Below are 20594 nucleotides of genomic sequence, written 5' to 3' on the forward strand. Positions count from 1 at the left end.
ACAAGCCCGGGATATTCATTGGGTCACGCACAAAGGAATGGCAGACATGGCACGCAAGGTTAAGATGATCGACGGCAACGAGGCGACCGCCCTGGTAGCCCACAAGGTCAACGAAGTAATCGCGATTTATCCGATCACCCCCTCCAGCGGAATGGGCGAACTGTCCGACGAATGGTCCGCCGCGGGAAGGAAGAACATCTGGGGCACCATCCCCAGCGTGACGGAAATGCAGTCCGAAGCCGGCGCCGCCGCGGCCGTCCACGGCGCGCTGCAGACCGGCGCCCTGACGACGACCTTCACGGCCAGCCAGGGCCTGCTGTTGATGATCCCGACGATGTACAAACTCGCCGGCGAACTGACCTCCACGGTCTTCCACGTCACCGCCCGCTCGCTGGCCTGCCAGGCCCTGTCGATCTTCGGCGACCACAGCGACGTGATGGCCGTCCGCCAGACCGGCTTTGCCCTGCTGGCGGCAGGGTCCGTCCAGGAAGCGCACGACATGGCCCTGATCGCCCAGGCCGCCACGCTCGAATCGCGCATCCCCTTCCTGATGTACTTCGACGGATTCCGCACCTCGCACGAAGTGGCCAAGGTCGAACTGCTCGACGACGCCGATATCCGCGCCATGATCGACGAGTCGCTGGTGATGGCCCACCGCGCCCGGGCGATGTCGCCCGATCGTCCCGTCATCCGCGGCACGAGCCAGAATCCCGACGTGTACTTCCAGGGCCGAGAGACGGTCAACAAGTTCTATGACGCCTGCCCGGGCATCGTGCAGAAGGTGATGGACAAGTTCGCCAAGCTCACCGGCCGCGCGTACAAACTCTTTGACTACGTCGGCGCCCCCGACGCCCAGCGCGTCGTCGTCCTCATGGGCAGCGGCGCCGAAGTCACCCACGAGGCCGTCGAGCACTTCACCGCCGCCGGCGAGAAAGTCGGCGTCCTGAAGGTTCGGCTGTACAGGCCCTTCGACAACGCGTCGCTGCTGGCGGCTCTGCCCAAGAGCGTCAAGTCGCTGTGCGTGCTCGACCGGACGAAAGAGCCCGGCGCCGCCGGCGAACCGCTGTACCTGGACGTCGTCAACGCCCTGGTCGAAGGGGGGCGCACGGACATCAAGGTCAGCGGCGGTCGCTACGGCCTGTCGAGCAAGGAATTCACGCCGGCGATGGTCAAGGCGGTGTTCGACAACATGGACGCCGCTTCGCCCAAGAACCACTTCACCATCGGCATCAACGACGACGTGACCCACACCTCGCTGGTGTGGGACCACAGCGTCAGTTCCGAAGCCGACGACGTGGTGCGGGCGATGTTCTACGGCCTGGGCAGCGACGGTACGGTCGGGGCCAACAAGAACTCGATCAAAATTATCGGCGAAGAGACCGACAACTTCGCCCAGGGCTACTTCGTGTACGACTCGAAGAAGGCCGGCGCGATGACCGTCAGCCACCTGCGGTTCGGTCCGCGGCCGATCCGCTCGTCTTACCTGATTGACCGGGCGAACTTCGTGGCCTGCCACCAGTTCAGCTTCCTGGAGCGGTTCGACATGGTCGGCCCGCTGCTTGCGGGCGGCACGTTCCTGGTCAACGCCCCATTCGAGACCGCTGAAGTGTGGGACGCCCTCCCCGCGGCCGTCCAGCAGCAGCTGATCGACAAGAAGGCCAAGCTCTACGCCATCAACGCCTACCACGTGGCCAAAGAGGCCAAGATGGGCACCCGCATCAACACGATCATGCAGGTGTGCTTCTTCGCCCTCTCGGGCGTGCTCCCGCGCGACGAGGCCATCGCCAAGATCAAGGACACCATCAAGAAGACCTACGGCAAGAAGGGCGAGGAGGTCGTGAAGATGAACTTCGCGGCCGTCGACCACGCCTTGGCCAACCTGCACGAGATCAAGATTCCCGCCAAGGCCACCAACGGCGCCGCGGCGCGTCCGACGGTGGCCGACGAGGCGCCGGCGTTCGTGAAGGACGTGACGGCCACGATCATGGCCGGTCGCGGCGACGAGCTGCCCGTGAGCAAGATGCCGCTGGACGGCACGTGGCCGACGGACACGACCAAGTGGGAGAAGCGCAACATCGCCCTGGAGATTCCGGTCTGGGACCCGGACGTATGCATCCAGTGCGCCAAGTGCTCGATTTCGTGCCCGCACGCGACCATCCGCGGCAAGGTGTACGACCCGGCGCTGCTGAAAGACGCCCCCGCGACGTTCAAGAGCATCGACGCCAAGGGCAAGGAATACGCCGGCCAGAAGTGGACCATCCAGGTCGCCCCGGAAGACTGCACCGGCTGCGGGCTGTGCGTCGAAGCGTGCCCGGCCAAGAACAAGACCAACCCCAGCCGCAAGGCGATCAACATGGAGTTCCAGCCGCCGCTGCGGGCGACCGAGCGCGAGAACTGGGAGTTCTTCCTGGGCATTCCCGACAGCGACCGTGGAACGCTCAAGACCAATACCGTCAAGGGCAGCCAGCTTTGCCAGCCGCTGTTTGAGTTCTCCGGCGCCTGCGCCGGTTGCGGCGAAACGCAGTATGTCAAGCTGCTGACGCAGATGTTCGGCGACCGCGCGTTGATCGGCAACGCCACCGGCTGCTCGAGCATCTACGGTGGCAACCTGCCCACGACGCCCTACAGCGTCAACGCCGACGGTCGCGGGCCCGCGTGGAACAACTCGCTGTTCGAAGACTGCGCCGAGTTCTCGCTGGGCTTCCGCCTGACGGTCGACAAGCAGATCCAGTTCGCCTCCGAACTGCTGCAAGGCATGCGAGAGACCCTCGGGGCCGAACTGGTCGACGGCATCCTGGGTTGCCCGCAGACTGACGAGGCGCAGATCAACCAGCAGCGCCAGCGCATCGAGCAGCTCAAGAAAGCCCTCGCCGCCCGCAAGGACGACAAGAGCGCGCAACTTGCCTCGCTGGCCGACGTGCTGGTCCGCAAGAGCGTCTGGGCCGTCGGCGGCGACGGCTGGGCGTACGACATCGGTTACGGCGGGCTCGACCACGTGCTGGCCAGCGGACGCGACATCAACGTGCTGGTGCTCAACACGCAGGTGTACTCCAACACCGGCGGGCAGTGCTCCAAGGCCACCCCGCTGGGCGCCGTGGCCAAGTTCGCCGCCAGCGGAAAGCCTTCGCCCAAGAAGGACCTGGCCCTGATGGCCATGACGTACGGCAACATCTACGTCGCCCAGATCGCCATGGGCGCCTCCGACGTGCAGGCCGTCAAGGCCTTCGCCGAGGCCGAAAGCTACCCCGGCGCCAGCCTGATCATCGCCTATTCGCACTGCATCGCGCACGGGTTCAACCTGCGACAGGGTTTCGAGCAGCAGAAGGCGGCCGTCAACAGCGGCGCCTGGCCGCTGCTGCGGTTCGACCCTCGCCTGGCCGAGCAGGGCAAGAACCCCCTGCAACTGGACAGCAAGGACCCGACGATCCCGCTGGAAACCTACGCCTACAACGAGAACCGCTTCAAGATGCTGGCGATGAGCGACCCCGACCGCGCCAAGACGCTCCTGGCGGAGTCGCAGAAGAACATCCTCGCCCGCTGGAGCTTCTACAAGCAACTGGCGGCGATGGACTATTCGCAGAACGTGGCCAAACCGTAAGCAGGCCGCTTGCGGCGTAGCATCTGTCGACAACGAGCCCCTGATCTTGCGATCGGGGGCTCGCTTTTTTGATGATGCAGCGCTTTACTTTGTCGTATAATGTAAAGCGATCCCATTAAGGAGCCACCCCGTGACTCGAGTTAAAATGAGCAGCAAGAATCAGATGGTGGTGCCGCGGGAGGCTCGTGAAGCCCTGGGCGTTACCGCCGGGGACGAGATCATCGTCGTCCCGCGGGGCAGCACCGTCATTCTGATGCGAAAGCCGCCCAACGTGCTCAAGGCCCTGCGCGGCAGCGCCAAAGGTCTGTATGGCGACGTAGAGGCATATCTGAAGAAGGAACGCGCATCGTGGGAAAAGAGCAGACGGTCTTAGCACGCCACCGGACGATTGCCATCGACACGTGCGTTCTGATCTACTATCTGGAGGACCATCCAGCGTTCGGCGCAGCGGCGGCGGGGCTTCTGGAACAGTTCTCTCGCCCCGGAAGGCGGGTAGTGATGTCCACCATGGCGCTGCTTGAAGTGCAGGTCAAGTTGTACCGCGACGGGCACGACCAGGCGGCCCGCGAGCAATACGCCCTGCTGATGCAGCTTCCGGAATGGTCCTGGGTCTCGCTGACGTATCAGATTGCGGACCTGGCGGCCGAGCTGCGAGGGATTCACCGCCTATCCGTCCCCGATGCTGTGCACATAGCCACGGCGATGACCGAGGGGGCGACGCTCTTCGTTACCAACGATCGGGAGCTTCCGAAGGTCGAAGGTATTGAGTTGCTCATCCTCTAGACATAGCTGGGCGAAATGCGCCTCGGGTGCCATGGCGGCCGTTCCTCAGCCGCCATGTTTGCGGAGGGGCGTTCAGGGACATGGCGGCTGGAAAACGGCCGCCATGGCGCCGGGCTCAAATCAGGGAGCATGGGCGAGACAGCCATGCCACTTGGGACCGCCCGTTGTCTTGCGCGCGGGCGGGGGCTATACTCTGCCCAATAATTCCTGCGAGGTAATACATGCCCTCTGACAATGGCTCGAATGGCAAAGACATACCCGTTGCGGCCGCTCCTGTTGCACGCGGGCGTCTGAAGCGGTTGTTCGAATTCCTGGGCCTCAAGCGAAGCATCGCGGGCATGCTGGGTATGGTCGTCCTGGTGGGCATGGGCGAGCACATGGCCGAGCGCTATCTGCCGCTGTACCTCACGTCCATGACCGGCCAGTACGGCACGGTTGTGGGCGTGGTGCGGGAGACTGATGAAAATAAAAAGCCTGTCCGCAATCTCGTCCTGAACGTCCCTGGCAAGGACAAGCCCGCTAAATACACAGTCGACGATAAGACCGCCGTTACCGTCGTCGATGGAGGCGGCAGCCTGGACGATCTCAAGCCGGGCATGCAGGTGCTCGTCCATCCCCGCGCCGACGGCGGGGCCGAGAAGATCGCCCCGTACCAGGGCCACGGCCGCGAGGCCTTCAGCATCGGCACGTATGCCATGCCCCTGGCAGTGCTGGCGATCGGGCTGCTGGCGGGGCTGGACGATCTGCTGTCGGCGCTGTACTCCTTTCCCGGCGGGTACCTGTCTGACCGCCTGGGCACGAAGCTCGCCCTGCTGGTCTTCAACATGATCTCGATGATCGGATACGTGATCGTCATTCTCGTTCCGACGTGGTGGGCGGTGCTGCTGGGGGCGGCGTTCTTCATCTCATGGTCGGCCATCTCGCTGCCGGCGACGATGGAACTGATCTCCAAGGTCGTGCCCAAGACCAAGCGAACCATGGGCGTTTCGGTGCAGTCGCTGGTGCGGCGAATCCCCAAGACGCTCGGTCCGTTCGTGGGCGGATCGTTCGTTTTGGCCTTTGGCGTCGCCAGCGGGGTTCGCCTGGCGTTTGTCTTTGCTCTGGGGCTGGCGGTGGTTGCCGCGATTATCCAGCAGGCGTTCATCGAGGACGACCGCCCGACGGCCGACGACCTCAAACGCCGTCGCGCCGAGCGCAGCCCGTGGCGCCTGTGGCCGCTGATGAACACCGACCTGCGCGCGCTGTTGACCAGCGACATCCTCATCCGCTTCTGCGAGCGCATCCCCGACGCATTTGTCATCCTCTGGGTCACGCAAAACCTGGAAGACGGCGGCATGTCCATCGCGCAGGCCGCCTTCTGGTTCGGCGTGCTCTCGGTGATCGAAAACGTGACGGCCGTCCTGTGCTACGTGCCCGTGGCCCACTACGCCGACCGCTTCGGCAAGAAACCGTTCGTGGCGATCACGTTCGGATTCTTCACGCTCTTCCCGCTGGCGCTGTACTTCTCGACGTCGCTGTGGCCTCTGGTAGCCGCTTTCGTGCTGCGCGGGCTCAAGGAGTTCGGCGAACCGACGCGCAAGGCCCTGATCATGGACCTGGCCCCGGAAGACCGCAAGGCCGCCATCTTCGGCCTCTACTACCTTCTGCGCGACGTGCTTGTCTCGGTGGCGGCGTTCGGCGGGGCATGGCTGTGGGCGATCAGTGCCGAGGTGAACCTGCTGACGGCCTTCATTTTCGGCGTGATCGGCACAATGTGGTTCATCTTCCGAGGGCGGGATCTGCAGGAACGCTCGCCCGCTTCATAGGGGAAGGGACCAAAGGGACTGCAACGACTGCAAGGGCAAAAGGGACATCGCTGTCGCTGCGGTCCCTGGTCGCTTGGGTCCCTGCAGTCCCTTTGGTCCCTTTCCCTTCGGTAGGCGTCCCTAACGACCGTCCGCGTTTATCGCTGCCAATTCGGGCGCTGGGGCTGGGGCGTAAAGGATGAACCGGCTGCCTCGGCCGGGCTGGGCGTGAATCTCCAGGCACCCGCCCAGCAGTTCCAGGCGGTCGCGGATGCTGCTCAGGCCGAACCCGCCCGTGGTTGTTGGGGGCAGATTCGAAGGATCAAAGCCTGTGCCATCGTCGGCGATCTCGGCCTGGAGATAGTCGCCCGACGACATCAGGCGCAGGCGAGCCTTGTCGACCTTGGCATGCTTGACGACGTTGAAGAGCAACTCCCGGACCGAACGGAATACCAGCAGCGTCACGTCCTGCTCGGGCGACTGCACCGGCTCGAAGACCTCGATTTCGACGGTCAAACCGTGCTTCTCGCCCATCCACTGCCCCAGCCACTGCAGCGCCGGCAGCAGGGCGTTGCGGTGCTGGAGGATCGGCGGGTTGAGCTCTGCCGTCAGCGACCGCGAGACGTCCAGGCATTGCGAAACCAGGGCGCCGATCTCGCCGGCGGCCTCCTGGACGGCAGGATTGCCGCTGCGCCGCAGCGATTCGGTTCGATATCGCACGCCCACCAGCAACTGCTGCAGTTCGTCGTGCAGCACCTCCGCCACGCGCCGGCGCTCGCGCTGTTCGGCAAGCGTCAGTTCCGACGCCAAGGCGCGAATCTGGGCTGTACGCTGCCGCACGCGCTGTTCGAGCTCGGCCGAGAACCTGCGGAACCCCTCCTCGATGTTATGACGCTGCGTCACGTCGCGAAAGTAGATCGCCAGCCCCGACGGCGAGGGGTATGCATGCACCTCAAACCAGCACCGCATCGGAGGATAATACTCCTCGAAGACGGTTGTCTGGTTCTCCGAGACCGCCCGTTCGTATTCGTTTTGGAATCGCGAACCGATGGCCTCGGGAAAGACGTCCCAGATCGTGCGCCCCAGCAACTCCTCCAGGGGTCTGGCGAAGATGCGCTGGGCCTCGTGGTTGACGTACGTGAAGCGCCAGTCCCGGTCGAGACTGCAGAAAGCATCGGTGATGCTTTCGAGCACATTGGTCAGGCGCCGGTGCATCTGCGACAGCGCCTGCCGTGCCGCCCGATCAGCCGAGACATCCCGCGCGATGGCCGCGGCGGCGACCACCTTGCCCTGGGCGTCCTTCAGCGGCGAGACGGTCAGCGACACGCTGATGCGGCGGCCGTCCTTGCGAACGCGCTGCGTCTCGAAGTGCGAGATCCGCTGCCCGCGCGACAGGCGGCGATAGATGGCCGGGAGCTCCTCAGACAGCTCCGGCGGAATCAGGACGCTGATGTTCCTGCCGATGATTTCGGCGGCCGAATACCCGTATATCCGCTCGGCCCCGCCGTTCCAGCTCAGGATCGTGCCGGTCAGGGACTTGGTGATGATAGCGTCATCGGACGCCTCGACGACAGACGCCAACCACCGAGGGTCGTCCATGCGGTCAAGGTTCTGGGCAGGGCGGGTAGGATGTTTGGATTCAGGCATGAGGGTTACCTCTACTCATCATAGGCGGACCACCGCTATTTGCCTGCGGATGACCGAATAGGATATTGCGGGGGCCGCTGCCGCGCCGATAAGTGGAAGAACATGACCGACGCATTGCTTCAATTGAGCGACCACAACATCTTCATCTTTCTCGTGCAGCTCTCGCTCCTGCTGAGCATCGCCAGGGGGCTGGGGTACATCTGCCAGCGATTCGGCCAGCCGTCGCTGCTGGGGGAAATCCTCACCGGCGTGATCCTGGGTCCGACCTTGCTGGGACACCTGGCGCCGAGCGTTCATGCTTTTATCTTTCCGCGCGACCCCATCCAATTCGCCATGATCGACACGGTCGCCTGGATCGGCATCCTGCTGATGCTGCTGGCTGCGGGGATGGAGGTGGACGTCTCCGTTGCATGGCGACAGCGACGGGAAGCCTTGAAAATATCAATCCTGGACGTGATCCTTCCCATGGCCGTGGCGTTTGGGGCGGCCATGCTCCTGCCGGACCGGTACGTGCCCCAGTCGCAGTCGCGGCTGCTATTTGCGTTCTTCGTCGCGACGGTCATGACCATCAGCGCCCTGCCGGTGACCGTCAAGGCACTGCACGATCTGAACATCCTCAAGAGCGACCTGGGTCTGCTGGTGATTTCCGCCCTGACGGTCAACGACATCATCGGATGGATGATCTTCACGCTGGTTCTGGGCCTGGCCAGCCAGTCGCAACTGGCGGTCGGTCCGGTGCTGACGACGGTCACAGCGACAGTAGTCTTCGCCGCGTTCTGTATTCTGCTGGGGCGGCGGTGGGTGGCGGCGGGGATCGCGGCCGTCCAGAAAGGCCACGCTGGCGACGCCGGACTGGTCCTGACGTTCGTCTGCTGCGTGGGCCTGATCGCCGGGGCGCTGACGCACTGGGTGGGCATCCACGCGTTGTTCGGGCTGTTCCTGGCTGGGATCATGGCCGGCGACGCCCCGGCCCTGTCGCAGCGCACGCGGAGCGTCATCAACCAGATGGTCCACGCGATCTTCGTGCCGATATTCTTTGCCACGATCGCGCTGCAGATCAACTTTCTGGAGAACCTCGATCCGCTGCTGATCTTCGTTTTCCTGGTCGTCGGTATCGCCGGGCGCTATGCCGGGGCCTGGGTCGGCGCGCGATGGACCTCCCTGACCAAATGGGACCGCGTGTTGGTGGCCATCGCCCACACGCCCGGCGGGGCCATGGAGATGGTGATGGCCTTGGTGGCGTTCAAGATGAAGCTCATCACGGCGCCGGTCTACGTCGCGATCGTCTTTTCGGCGTTGGCGTCGTCGGTTCTTCTGGGACCCTGGATGGCGTGGTCCATCCGCCGTCGGCGACAGATCAACGTTATTGACCTGTTCCTCCGACGCGCCATGCGGCTGAACCTTGCCGGCCCGACACGATTTGACGCCATCAGCGAACTCTGTGAAGCCGTCGGCCAGCAGGACGACATGCCCGAGGCCGCCGCGGTGACCCAAGCGGTGCAAGCGCGCGAAGAAACTGCCGCGACCTCCATCGGATCTGGCGTTGCCGTGCCGCATGCCAGACTGCCGAAGCTACGCGGGGCTGTGGTGGTGTTTGGTCGATCCGGCGGCGGTATCGACTGGGACTCCCCCGATGGCTTGCCGGTGCACCTGGTCTTCATGATCCTGACTCCCCAGCAGCAGGACGAGCTGCAGGTGCAGATTCTGGGCTCGTTAGCGGCCGGGCTCGAAAACCCCCAGGTCCAGCAGCGCCTCCTGGCGGCCAAGGACGAATCGACGGCATGGGCGATCCTCCGCGAAGTCTTCACCCGCCGGCAAATCCCGGCGAAAACCTGATACGTCCACGAATGTCACGAATGACACGAATGGGACGGGGATAGCCATCATTCCAATCTTCCACTCTTCCTCTCTCCCGTTGTTCATTCGTGGACGTAACTCCCTGCCTCCGTTGCGGCGCAACGCCGGATGACGTAAGCTTGCAGTCGGGGGTTGGACGTGGTATTGTCCGTCGAATTTAAGGTTGGCTGCCGGGCAGGGCGGCTGGGAAATTGGTGCGATGCCGCGACGCAAGGATCTCAAGAGCATCATGATTATCGGCTCGGGCCCGATCGTTATCGGCCAGGGCTGCGAGTTCGATTACTCCGGAACGCAGGCGTGCAAAGCCCTTCGCGAAGAGGGCTATCGCATTATCCTGATCAACTCCAACCCGGCCACCATCATGACCGATCCGGAGTTTGCCGACGCGACTTACATCGAGCCCATCACGCCCGACGCCATCGCCAAGATCATCGCCGCCGAGCGCCCCGACGCGCTGCTGCCCACCCTGGGTGGGCAGACCGGGCTGAACACCGCCGTGGCGGTGGCGGACAACGGCACGCTGGAGAAGTACGGCGTCGAGATGATCGGCGCGACGCGCGAGGTCATCCACCGCGCCGAGGACCGCACCGAGTTCAAGAACATCTGCCTCAAGATCGGCCTGGATGTGCCCAGAAGCGGCGTGGCCCACACGATGGACGACGCCCGCCGCATCGCCCAGGAAGTCGGCTTGCCCGTCTGCATCCGCCCGGCGTACACGCTGGGCGGCACGGGCGGGGGCTTCGCCTTCAACGTGCAGGAGTTCGAGACCATCGCCGCGCGCGGCCTCGAGTATTCGCCCATCAGCGAGATCCTCATCGAGCAATCGGTCCTGGGCTGGAAGGAATACGAGCTCGAGGTGATGCGCGACAAGGCCGACAACGTCGTCATCGTCTGCTCGATCGAAAACTTCGACCCCATGGGCGTTCACACCGGCGACTCCATCACCGTCGCTCCCGCCCAGACGCTGACCGATAAAGAATATCAGCTCATGCGCGATGCCTCCATCGCCATCATCCGGGCCATCGGCGTCGAGACCGGCGGCAGCAACATCCAGTTTGCCATCGAGCCCGACACCGGCCGCATGATCGTCGTCGAGATGAACCCGCGCGTCAGCCGCAGCTCGGCGCTGGCGAGCAAGGCCACGGGCTTTCCCATCGCCAAGATCGCTGCCAAGCTCGCCGTGGGCTACACTCTGGATGAGTTGCGAAACGACATCACCCGCGAGACGCCGGCCTGCTTCGAGCCGACCATCGACTATTGCGTCACCAAGATCCCGCGATGGACGTTCGAGAAATTCCCCGACGCCGACGAGACGCTGACGACGCAGATGAAGTCCGTTGGCGAGGCTATGAGCATCGGCCGTACGTTCAAGGAAAGCCTCCAGAAGGGCATCCGCTCGATGGAGGTCAAGCGGTTCGGTCTGGGCATGGACGGCAACGACAAGTGGCTTGCCGCCCAGCGCGACGGGCAGCGCCTCAAGACCGACAAAGACGTTCGCCAGACGACAGCCGAGGGCGAGTCGGTGCCCGTCGACGAGCACAAGCGCATCATCGAGTGGCCCATCGACGAGGGTAAGCTCACCCGCAAGCTCAGCGTGCCGTCTCAGGGGCGGCTGTACTACGTGCGGTACGCCTTCAAGATGGGTTGGACCGTCGAGCAGGTCTTCAAACTCACGCAGATCGACCGGTGGTTCCTCACGCAGGTTCGGGAGCTGGTCGAGTTCGAGGCCGAGCTTTCCGGGACCGCCGCGGACAACATTCCGGCCGCTCTGATGACCCGGGCCAAGCAACTGGGCTACAGCGACGTGCAACTGGCGACCATCTGGGGCATGACGCCCGAGAAGCTTCGCGCCCTGCGCAAGAAGTTGGGCGTCGAGCCGGTGTACAAGCTGGTAGATACGTGCGCCGCCGAGTTTGAAGCCTACACACCGTATTACTATTCGACGTACGAGAGTCCCATCACGCGGGTTGCGACATCTAATCCGCAATCCGAAATCAAAAATCCGCAATCGTTCATCGACGACGAAGTCCGCGTGACCGAAAAGAAGAAGATCGTGATTCTTGGCGGCGGGCCCAACCGCATCGGGCAGGGGATCGAGTTCGACTACTGCTGCGTGCATGCCGCGTTTGCAGCGCGCGAGCTGGGCTTTGAAGCCGTGATGGTCAACTCCAATCCCGAGACCGTCTCGACCGACTATGACACCTCCGATATGCTCTTCTTCGAGCCCCTGACGCTCGAGGATGTCATCAACATCTGTGAGAAGCTCAACGGCAGGCCGCTGGAGAAACCGGGAACCGGGAACCGGGAGCCGGGAACCGGGGGAAATCCGCAATCCGAAATCCCCAATCCGCAATCCAAAGGCCTCCTGCACGGCGTGATCGTTCAGTTCGGCGGGCAGACGCCGCTGAACCTCGCGCGCGGTCTCGAGGCCGCCGGCGTGCCGATCATCGGCACCAGTCCCGAGTCGATCGATCTGGCCGAAGACCGCAAGCGCTTCGGCGACATTCTCGACGAGCTCAAGCTTACCTGCCCCCAGGGCGGCACGGCGTTTTCGGTCGAGGGCGCCCGCAAGGTCGCCCAGCGGATCGGATACCCGGTGCTGGTGCGCCCCAGTTACGTGCTGGGCGGGCGGGCGATGGAGATCGTCTCCGACGAGCAGCAACTCGACATGTACATGGCCAAAGCCGTCGACGCCTCGACCGTCGGGCGGGGGCACCCGATCCTCGTCGACAAGTTCCTCGACCGCGCGACGGAAGTGGACGTCGACTGTATCGCCGATTACGGCCCGGGCCCCGAGGGTCAGCGGAACCCGGCCGCCCGCGCGGTCATCTGCGGCGTGATGGAGCACATCGAATGCGCCGGCATCCACAGCGGCGACTCGGCGTGCGCCCTGCCGCCGTACTCGCTGCCCGAGCCGATCGTTGCCGAGATCAAGCGACAGACGCTGCTGCTGGCCAAGCGCCTCGACGTGCGCGGGCTGATGAACGTGCAGTTCGCCGTCAAGGACGGCCAGGTGTATATCCTCGAGGTCAATCCCCGTGCCTCGCGCACGGTGCCGTTCGTCGCCAAGGCCACCGGCGTGCCATGGGCCAAGCTCGCCGCCAAGGTGATGGCGGGCATGAGCCTGGATGAACTGAAGGTGACTGAGGCGCCGCGCCCGCGGCAGACCTCCGTCAAGGAGAGCGTCTTCCCGTTCACCAAGTTCCCCGGCGTCGACGTGGTGCTCGGGCCCGAGATGCGCAGCACCGGCGAGGTGATGGGCATCGACATGAACTTCGACATGGCCTTCGCCAAGAGCCAGATGGCCGCCGGCAGCCCGCTGCCCACCGCAGGGACGGTCTTCATCTCGGTGGCCGACGATGACAAGCCGCACATCGTGCCCGTCGCGCGACGGTTGGCGGAGATGGGCTTCGAACTGATCGCTACCGACGGCACGCACCGCGTGTTGACCGAGGCGGGCGTGACGGCCAGGCTCCTGCCCAAGCTCAGCCAGGGGCGCCCGAACATCGGCGACCTGATCACCAACCGCCAGATCGTGCTGCTGATCAACACCCCGACGAAGCGAGGCCCGGCGACCGAGGAGGGCAAGATCCGCGCCTTGGCGACGCGATACCAGATCTCGCTGATCACGACCGTGACAGCCGCCCGCGCCGCCGCCGGCGCCATCGCCGCCCTGCGAGCCAACGCCCGAGAAGACCGCCCCGCCGCCCAGGCCTACGACGTGCATCCGCTGCAGGAATATTTCCCGAAGAAGTGACTATGGAGTGCGGCATCGCTAGCTTCGTAGTTTTTCGCTTACCGAACAACTGCCAAAGCGGCAGCTAAGGCTGCCGGTGCGTGCCCTATTCCTTTGAACCTGTCCTGCGGGAATAGTACGATTAGGTCATGGCCCGCCGTCGCAGGCCAAGAAGGGTTGATCCGTGTCCCTGAGCATCGAGGAATATCTTCGTCCGGAGGTGATCCAGACGGTCCAGCGGTTGGACCTGAAGGCTCGCTTTATCGTCGAGGGATTTCTCTCGGGGCTGCACGGTTCGCCGTTTCAGGGGTTCTCGGTCGAGTTTTCGGAGCATCGCAAGTATTCGCCGGGCGACGACATCCGCCAGATTGACTGGTCCGTCTTCGCAAAAACCGACCGGTTTTACATTAAGAAGTTCAAGGCCGAGACCACGCTCGATTCGTTCCTGCTGATGGACTGCTCGGCGTCGATGGGCTACTCCACCGGCGGGCGGATGAGCAAGATGGACTACGCCATCTGCCTTGCGGCCGCTCTGGGATACATGATGACCAGCCAGCAGGACTCGGTGGGCTTGGTCACGTTCGACGAGAAGATCCGCACGTTTCTGCCGCCCAAGAGCAAGCGTTCCCACCTGATGAACATCCTGGGCACGCTGGCCCGCACGGCGCCGTCGGCCAAGACGAACCTGGCCGCCGCCCTGCACGAGGTGGCCGACCGCGTCCGCAAGCGCGGGCTGATCATCCTGATGTCCGACCTATTGGCCGACACGGAGGAGGTCATCAAGGCGCTGCACCACCTGCGGTTCCGCGGGCATGACCTGATCATCTTCCAGGTGCTCGATTACAGCGAGGTGACGTTCGACTTCGACGGCCAGGTGCGGTTCCGCGAGCCCGAGACGCACGAGAAGATCGACGTGGACCCGCAGTCCATCCGCTCGCGATACCTCGAAGCCATCCAGGCATTCATCGACGAGTACAAGAAGGAGTGCCTGGCCGTGCGGGCCGACTTCGTGACCGTCCACAACGCCATGACCTTCGACAAGGCCCTGCTGGAGTTCCTCATTCAGCGCCAGGCGACGATGTAGTTGGTTTTAGCCTCGCAGCCAGTACCACATCCGCCCGATGTACTCCACGCAGGCATTGGTGCTCTTGGCCAGCGAGTCGGCGCTGGGAGCGAAGGTACGCAGCGTCCAGGGCTCGGGGTTGTACAGCCAGTCAGCGGGGCAGGGCACTAGTTGCTCGCTTCGGAAGTGTTTGCGGAACGCCCCGACTGACCGCGGCATGTGCAGGGCCGACGTCACCAGGGCGATCTTCATGCCGGCCAATTCGGGCATCGCTTCCAGCACCCGCGGGGCGTGCTCGGCGGTATTCGTGGCCTTCTCCTCCAGAACGATCCTGTCCGTTGGCACGCCCATCTTGACCGCGACGGCCTTCATTGTCGCCGCTTCGCTGACGGCCTGGTCCGGCGCGGCGCCGGTGATGACCAGGTGCTGCGCGCCGGAGGCGCGAAACACTTCCACGCCGTAGACGATCCTGGCCAGGCTTACGGCTCCGGGCGCGGCCTCGGGCCGCAGGGCGTTGGCTTGGCCCGCGCCGCCCGTCAGCACGACCACCGCCTGCACGCCCTGAAGCGCCGCCGCGTCGGGGCGGGTGTAGCTGGATTCCAGCGGCCGCACCAGCAGGTCCGCCACCGGCGGGACGCTCAGCAGATACAGCAGCGCAGCCGCCGTGATCAGCAGGATGCGCCCCGCGCGGAACCGCCGGCGCTTTTCTGCGTTCCGGCGGCGCGTCAGCACGAGGCCGATGATCATGGCAATCAGGATCACGCTCAACGGCAGGACCAGTGATTTGACGAGTTTGTAGAACATGCTCAACCCGGCGAGGCAGGGGCTTATTCAGGAATATCTTGCGGCGGAATCCAGACCACCTTGCCGTTCTTCTCGACAACGACAGGAAACCCGAGTTTCTTATGCCGCAGCAATGCTTCTCGAACGGCTTTGCGCATAGCCTGGATAATAGGTTGATATTGACGTAACGCTGCCGACTTGCTCTTGCGGGCCGTCATTCGTATGCCTCCCTGAGTGACTTCCAGAGCACAGCACTTGAAACAGTTGCACTACTTGTCTGAATGGCGGGGGCCGTTGTCGACTTTCCCGCCCCGTTGGGGCCGGCGATGATGACTGCCTTGGGCGGATTGGCGCTCTTGCGGGTCATTCCCACTCGATGGTGGCTGGGGGTTTGGAGCTGATGTCGTAGACCACGCGGTTGATCCCGCGGACCTCGTTGATGATGCGGTTGGAGATTGTCGCCAGCACGTCGTAGGGGATGCGCGACCAATCGGCCGTCATGAAGTCCGATGTGTCTACCGACCGCACGGCAACCACGTTTTCATACGTGCGGCCGTCGCCCATCACGCCCACCGACTGGACCGGCAGCAGGACGCAGAAGGTCTGGGCGGTCTTGCGGTACAGACCGGCGGCGGTGATTTCTTCGATGACGATATTATCGGCCTTGCGCAGGACTTCGAGCCGCTCGGGCGTCACTTCGCCCAGGCACCGCACGGCTAGCCCCGGGCCGGGGAAGGGGTGCCGCCAGACGACCTGCTCGGGCAGGCCCAGAAGTTCGCCGACCTGGCGCACCTCGTCCTTGAACAAGTCGCGCAGGGGTTCGATCAGGTCGAAGCCCAACTCGGCGGGCAGGCCGCCGACGTTGTGGTGCAGCTTGATGTTGGCCGCCTGCCCGGCCAGCGAATGGCCAGACTCGATCACGTCAGGGTACAGCGTGCCCTGGGCGAGGTAGCGGGCGTTGGGAATGCTCTTGGCCGCACGCTTGAACATGTCGATGAACGTGTGCCCGATGACGCGGCGCTTCTGCTGCGGGTCGATCACGCCCTTGAGGTTCGTCAGAAAATCATCCGCCCCGCGCACGGTCGTCAGGTTGATCTTGAAGTGATCCTTGAACGTCGTCTCGACGAGCTCGACTTCGTTGAGCCGCAGCAGGCCGTTGTCGACGAAGATGCACGAGAGCCGCGCGTCGATGGCCTTGTGCAGCAGGGCCGCCAGCACGGAGGAGTCGACCCCGCCCGAGAGCCCGCAGATGACGCGTTCGTCGGCCGCCACGCGCGAGCGTACGTCCGACACGACGGCCTCGATAAACGAGCCCATTTTCCACAGGCCCTGGCACTTGCAGATGTCATAGAGGAAGTTGACGAAGATCTCTCGCCCGTGCGGCGTGTGCGTGACTTCCGGGTGGAACTGCACGCCGTAGAACGGGCGAGTCTTGTGGCGCACCGCCGCGATAGGGCAGGTCGGCGTGGCGGCCAGCGAGACGAAGTCGTCGTTGAGCTCGCGTACCTGGTCGCCGTGGCTCATCCAGACGGTGGTTTCGGCCGGGACGCCCTTGAGAAAATGCCCGGGTTCTGTGACGTTCAGTGCGGTGCGGCCGTACTCCCGCGAGGGGGCGCTGCGGACCTGGGCGCCGAGCATCTGGCAGGCGAGTTGCATGCCGTAGCAGATGCCCAGGATCGGCACGCCGAGATTGAAGACTTCCGGTCGGCAGCGGGGGGCGCCGGTTTCGTACACGCTTGAGGGCCCGCCGGTGAAGATCAGCCCGCGCGGGTTGAGTGCGGTGATTTCGTCGAGCGTAACGTCGGGCCGCGCGAGCACGCTGTAGACGCCGTTTTCGCGCACGCGCCGGGCGATGAGCTGGGCGTACTGGCTGCCGAAATCGAGAATGACGATCGTTTCCGATTGCGCTTGTGCTGTGGTCATCGGGCGCATCTTACGGGCGGTTTGGGGCGAAAGCAATTGGCTAGTGAGCCAAGCGGTTCCTGGGGCGTTTGGCCGGCGCAGCTCTGGGCTTGGGCGGTTCCTTGGGCGGCAGCGGAGGCGGGGGCGGGGGGTTCTCGATCTTGGCTGCCCCGGCCTTGGTCCTGAAGACATGCACGCCATCCGGGGCCGTCACCACGATGGTCTCTCCCACGAACCTCGCCTGCGTGTCCATGCCGTCGCTGCCGAATGTGCAGTAAGGCAGATCGCCCAACTGCTGGCGTCCTTGGTGGGCGCCGGTGGTGCGGTCAAAGACGTCGATGAACATGCGGGCCCAGTCAGGGTTGAACACGTCCCGCCAGTACTTGCCCCAGTCCTCGTAGCCGGCGGTCGTGGTGCCTGAGAGCACCAGCAGCAGGTTACCTTCCTCGCGCAGATCGAAGATCAAGTTCGTCGGCGGTTGCTCGACGCGCGTGCGCCGCGGCAAACGATTGCGCGGCAGGTTATAGACCATCTCCTTGTCGCTTGAAAGGTCGTAGTGCGCCAGTTGGCTGATCGACCGCAGATACAAGCCCGAGGGCGCTGTGCTGATGCCGAAGGCGAACGATGGATGCTGCGGGTACCCCTGCAGGTTGGCGCCGCGACGCCACTTGGCGGCGGCGTCATGGCCGCCGGCGGGCGAGGTGACGTGCGCGCGGCCGTCGCGGCCGACCCAGCGGATCGTCTCGCCGTCGAAGACGATGTGCGGCGGCCAGCCCGGCTCCTGCGGGAGGAAACGCTTGAACTCACGCAGTTGACCGGTGCGGGCATCGAGAACCATCTCTGCCGGAAACGTCCCGCCATCGGGGAAGGAGGCCGCCTGGAAGATCAGGTGCAGCGATGCCTGCTGACCGCCCCCCTTGAGGGTTGCGTGGGCGGGCGGGCCTTGCACTCGCGAGCCTTCCGCCGGCAAACCGCTCCAGAGCAGTTTGCCCGCCGCGTCAACGCACGCGGCTGCGCCGGCGCCGGCGGCAAAGGAGATATCGCCGTTGCTGCCGACGGCACTGGGGACGAATGGCAGATTGACGCACCATTTCACAGACCCGTCGGCAGCGCTAAAGGCGTTCAGACTGCTTCCGGCGGCCGTGACGACGAGGTTCCCCTGCAGCGCCACGCGCCATAGCTGACGGGGCAAGACCCGCTGCCATGCGACATTCCAGTTCGGTCCGGCGGCGATGCGTGCCAGGCGCCGCCCGCACCAGACGACGAATTGGCCCTCGCCCGGGGCAGTGGGCCACATGACATCCGGGCGCGCCATGGGCAGCAGCATGACCTCTTCATAAACATTGCCCGGCTGTCCGGCCGGGCGCGAGGCCATCGCCGTCGCGGGTTCCATCGCCGGCGCCAGATGCAATTCGGCCAGCGTGCCGTCGCGCAGGAGCAGGATTTCATCCGCGCCCGCACCGGGCGGGGCGGCCTGTTCGATGTTCTTGCCCGATGCGGCGGCGATGCGGTGCATCTGGAGGTTCGCCGTGGCGGGGCTGCCTTCCAGGAGGAGCACTTCACCGGCCGCGATGGTTGCGCGCGTGGCGCCACCGGCGGGAAAGCTCCGCTTCCAGAGGGTGTTGCCCGTGGCGATTTCGACGCCGGCGAGGCTCTGATCCGCCGCGGCAATCAATACTCCGGCGGATGTCCCAACGAGACGCTGCGATGGTTCGTCGCTATCCCAGAGTTCCTGGCCGCTGTCGCGGTGGAACGCCAGGATGCCGCTGCAGTCACGCGGGGCAACGAGGATCGTCTTGCCCGCGACGATGGGCGAGGAGCCCTCGCGGCTGAAGTTCGGCGAGAGCATGGCCACCGAGACCGTGCAGGCGTAGCCCCGCAGCCACAGCAGGGCGCCGTCGCGGATATCGCAGCGGGCGATCACGCCCATGTTCGTATTGCAGTAGACGCTACCCTGGCTGATCGTCACCGGCGGTGTTGCTCGGGCCAGGTCCAGCAGCGTGTACGGCTGCCAGGCCAGCGGCTGCTTCCAGATCAGCCGCCCGTCGCGGCCGTCCAGGCATACCAGATGCCACAGAACCGGCGCGCCGACCTCCTTGAGCGGGCCGGCGCCCGCGTCCGGCGGCAAATTGGCCGGCACGGCAAGAACGTATAACCGTCCCTCGCAAATCGCCGGGTGCGACATCGGCGATAGGTCCTTCCAGTCCGCGCGCTGGTCCGTGCTCCAGAGCGTGTTGCCGGTTTGGGCGTCCAGCCCCGCAACGGCCGGCGGCTGAGACGTCAGGCAATACAAGGCCTTTCCATTCGGCGAGGCCGACACGGCGAGGCTGGTCATCACCGGACGTAGGCTCAGGTCCGCCGCGGGATTGCTCTTGAGGAATCGCGCAGCGGCCAGGGGATCCCAGGTCTTGTCCTCGATGCACGTAGGGCGAGTCCACACCGGCCCGGCGCTGTCATCGCGCCAGCGGGCGATGACGCCGCGCCCCACCAGCACCGGTGCGCCGCCGATTGAAGTGATCCCCATCACCGGCCAAGGCACGTGAAGCATGCTGTCGAGCAAGGGGCCGTCGCCCTTGCGCTGCTCGCTGGGCCACGAGGCGGGCAGGCGCAGGGGTTTTCGCGGCAGGCTTGCCATCGCCCGCGGCGGCTGAGAGCTCAGCCCGACCAGCAACTCCTTGAGGATCTCTTGCGGTGCAGCGCTTCTGCCGCGCCAAGTCATGGGCGGTCCGGCCGCTGCAGCGAGTTGCTCTTCCAGGGCCGCCCGGGCCTGCGGCGTGTCTTCCTGGGCCAAAGCTAACCACGCCGCCGCCTGAGCGTGATCGCGAAGCGCTCCAGGCGGTGCGTGAACAAGCACGTCATGGAGCGCTGCCCCGGCGGGGGCGGTGCCGCCGCGGCGCAGGTCCCTTTCGGCACTCTCCAGCAGCAGTTCGTGGACGCAGGCGGCGTAAGGGTATCGGCGGGCGAGGCGGGCGATGGCTGCGGCGTCGCCGCCGTGGCGAAGGTCTTCCACGTGTCGCAACGCCGCTTTGTCCTGCGACTCGCGCAGCGGCGTCACGAACTCGGCGGGCAGCCTCGCCAGCAACTCGTCCATCGCCAGCGTGCATGCGAGGTAGTGCGAGGGCGATTTGTCGAAGGCATAACCCGACGCGGTGCCCAGATCGAGAATCTTCTGGATATCCTCCGGCCGCAGGAGCTCCTTGGTGGCGGGGCTGTCACTACGGAACAGGGCCTCACATCGCGTCCGCAGCTCGAAGTCGCGCGGGAGCGGGTCGAGCTTTCCGCAGGGGGTCATCTCGGCGTCGACGGGCAACTGCCGCCCTCGCTTGCCGCCCAGGCCCAGCAGCGCCGCACAGGCGATCAGCACCAGCAATGTTCGTCGGGTGATCATGGATGGACCCCACGGGCCCATCTGTTGAACACGCATTTCGCGTGGTGACGCCG

12 protein-coding genes are annotated in these 20594 nt (G+C 64.8%); 7 read left to right on the top strand and 5 right to left on the bottom strand.

Features of this window, described 5'->3' with window-relative positions; translation table 11 throughout:
• The first annotated feature begins 46 nt into the window (after positions 1 to 46).
• The 4 genes from nifJ to ABFD92_14035 all read left to right on the top strand — a co-directional run bounded on the left by nifJ (position 47) and on the right by ABFD92_14035 (position 6186).
• On the top strand, positions 47 to 3598 hold the full coding sequence (gene nifJ / locus ABFD92_14020) for a pyruvate:ferredoxin (flavodoxin) oxidoreductase (GenBank protein ID MEN6505654.1): 3552 nt from the start codon (positions 47 to 49) through the stop codon (positions 3596 to 3598).
• A 130-nt stretch (positions 3599 to 3728) separates the two neighbouring features.
• Complete coding sequence (locus ABFD92_14025) at positions 3729 to 3971, top strand: AbrB/MazE/SpoVT family DNA-binding domain-containing protein (GenBank protein ID MEN6505655.1); 243 nt, start codon at positions 3729 to 3731, stop codon at positions 3969 to 3971.
• Positions 3947 to 4381, top strand: coding sequence for a PIN domain-containing protein (locus tag ABFD92_14030; protein MEN6505656.1), 435 nt, complete (start codon positions 3947 to 3949; stop codon positions 4379 to 4381). The genes ABFD92_14025 and ABFD92_14030 overlap by 25 nt, the downstream gene beginning before the upstream one ends.
• A gap of 221 nt (positions 4382 to 4602) precedes the next feature.
• Positions 4603 to 6186, top strand: a complete 1584-nt coding sequence (locus ABFD92_14035) for an MFS transporter (GenBank protein ID MEN6505657.1) — start codon at positions 4603 to 4605, stop codon at positions 6184 to 6186.
• 120 nt (positions 6187 to 6306) lie between these two features.
• On the opposite strand, the gene ABFD92_14040 is transcribed toward ABFD92_14035, so the two are convergent.
• Positions 6307 to 7812, bottom strand: a complete 1506-nt coding sequence (locus tag ABFD92_14040; GenBank protein MEN6505658.1) for a PAS domain S-box protein — start codon at positions 7810 to 7812, stop codon at positions 6307 to 6309.
• A 102-nt stretch (positions 7813 to 7914) separates the two neighbouring features.
• On the opposite strand from ABFD92_14040, the gene ABFD92_14045 reads away from it, so the two are divergent.
• The 3 genes from ABFD92_14045 to ABFD92_14055 all read left to right on the top strand — a co-directional run bounded on the left by ABFD92_14045 (position 7915) and on the right by ABFD92_14055 (position 14489).
• On the top strand, positions 7915 to 9648 hold the full coding sequence (locus ABFD92_14045; protein ID MEN6505659.1) for a cation:proton antiporter: 1734 nt from the start codon (positions 7915 to 7917) through the stop codon (positions 9646 to 9648).
• Positions 9649 to 9868: 220 nt separating this feature from the next.
• Positions 9869 to 13426, top strand: a complete 3558-nt coding sequence (gene carB / locus ABFD92_14050; protein MEN6505660.1) for a carbamoyl-phosphate synthase large subunit — start codon at positions 9869 to 9871, stop codon at positions 13424 to 13426.
• Positions 13427 to 13589: 163 nt separating this feature from the next.
• A complete protein-coding gene (locus tag ABFD92_14055; protein ID MEN6505661.1) occupies positions 13590 to 14489 on the top strand; it encodes a DUF58 domain-containing protein in 900 nt (299 codons plus the stop codon).
• A 6-nt stretch (positions 14490 to 14495) separates the two neighbouring features.
• Here ABFD92_14055 and ABFD92_14060 read toward each other — a convergent pair whose 3' ends face one another.
• From ABFD92_14060 to ABFD92_14075, 4 genes are all read right to left on the bottom strand, one after another.
• Positions 14496 to 15272: a YdcF family protein gene (locus ABFD92_14060; protein MEN6505662.1), complete on the bottom strand. Its 777-nt coding sequence runs from the start codon at positions 15270 to 15272 to the stop codon at positions 14496 to 14498.
• A gap of 23 nt (positions 15273 to 15295) precedes the next feature.
• On the bottom strand, positions 15296 to 15469 hold the full coding sequence (locus ABFD92_14065; protein MEN6505663.1) for a hypothetical protein: 174 nt from the start codon (positions 15467 to 15469) through the stop codon (positions 15296 to 15298).
• A gap of 145 nt (positions 15470 to 15614) precedes the next feature.
• Complete coding sequence (gene guaA / locus ABFD92_14070; GenBank protein ID MEN6505664.1) at positions 15615 to 17174, bottom strand: glutamine-hydrolyzing GMP synthase; 1560 nt, start codon at positions 17172 to 17174, stop codon at positions 15615 to 15617.
• Positions 17175 to 17214: 40 nt separating this feature from the next.
• A complete protein-coding gene (locus ABFD92_14075; protein MEN6505665.1) occupies positions 17215 to 20541 on the bottom strand; it encodes a PQQ-binding-like beta-propeller repeat protein in 3327 nt (1108 codons plus the stop codon).
• Positions 20542 to 20594: the final 53 nt, after the last annotated feature.

This window comes from Planctomycetaceae bacterium, from assembly GCA_039680605.1.
Lineage (GTDB): Bacteria > Planctomycetota > Phycisphaerae > SM23-33 > SM23-33 > JAJFUU01.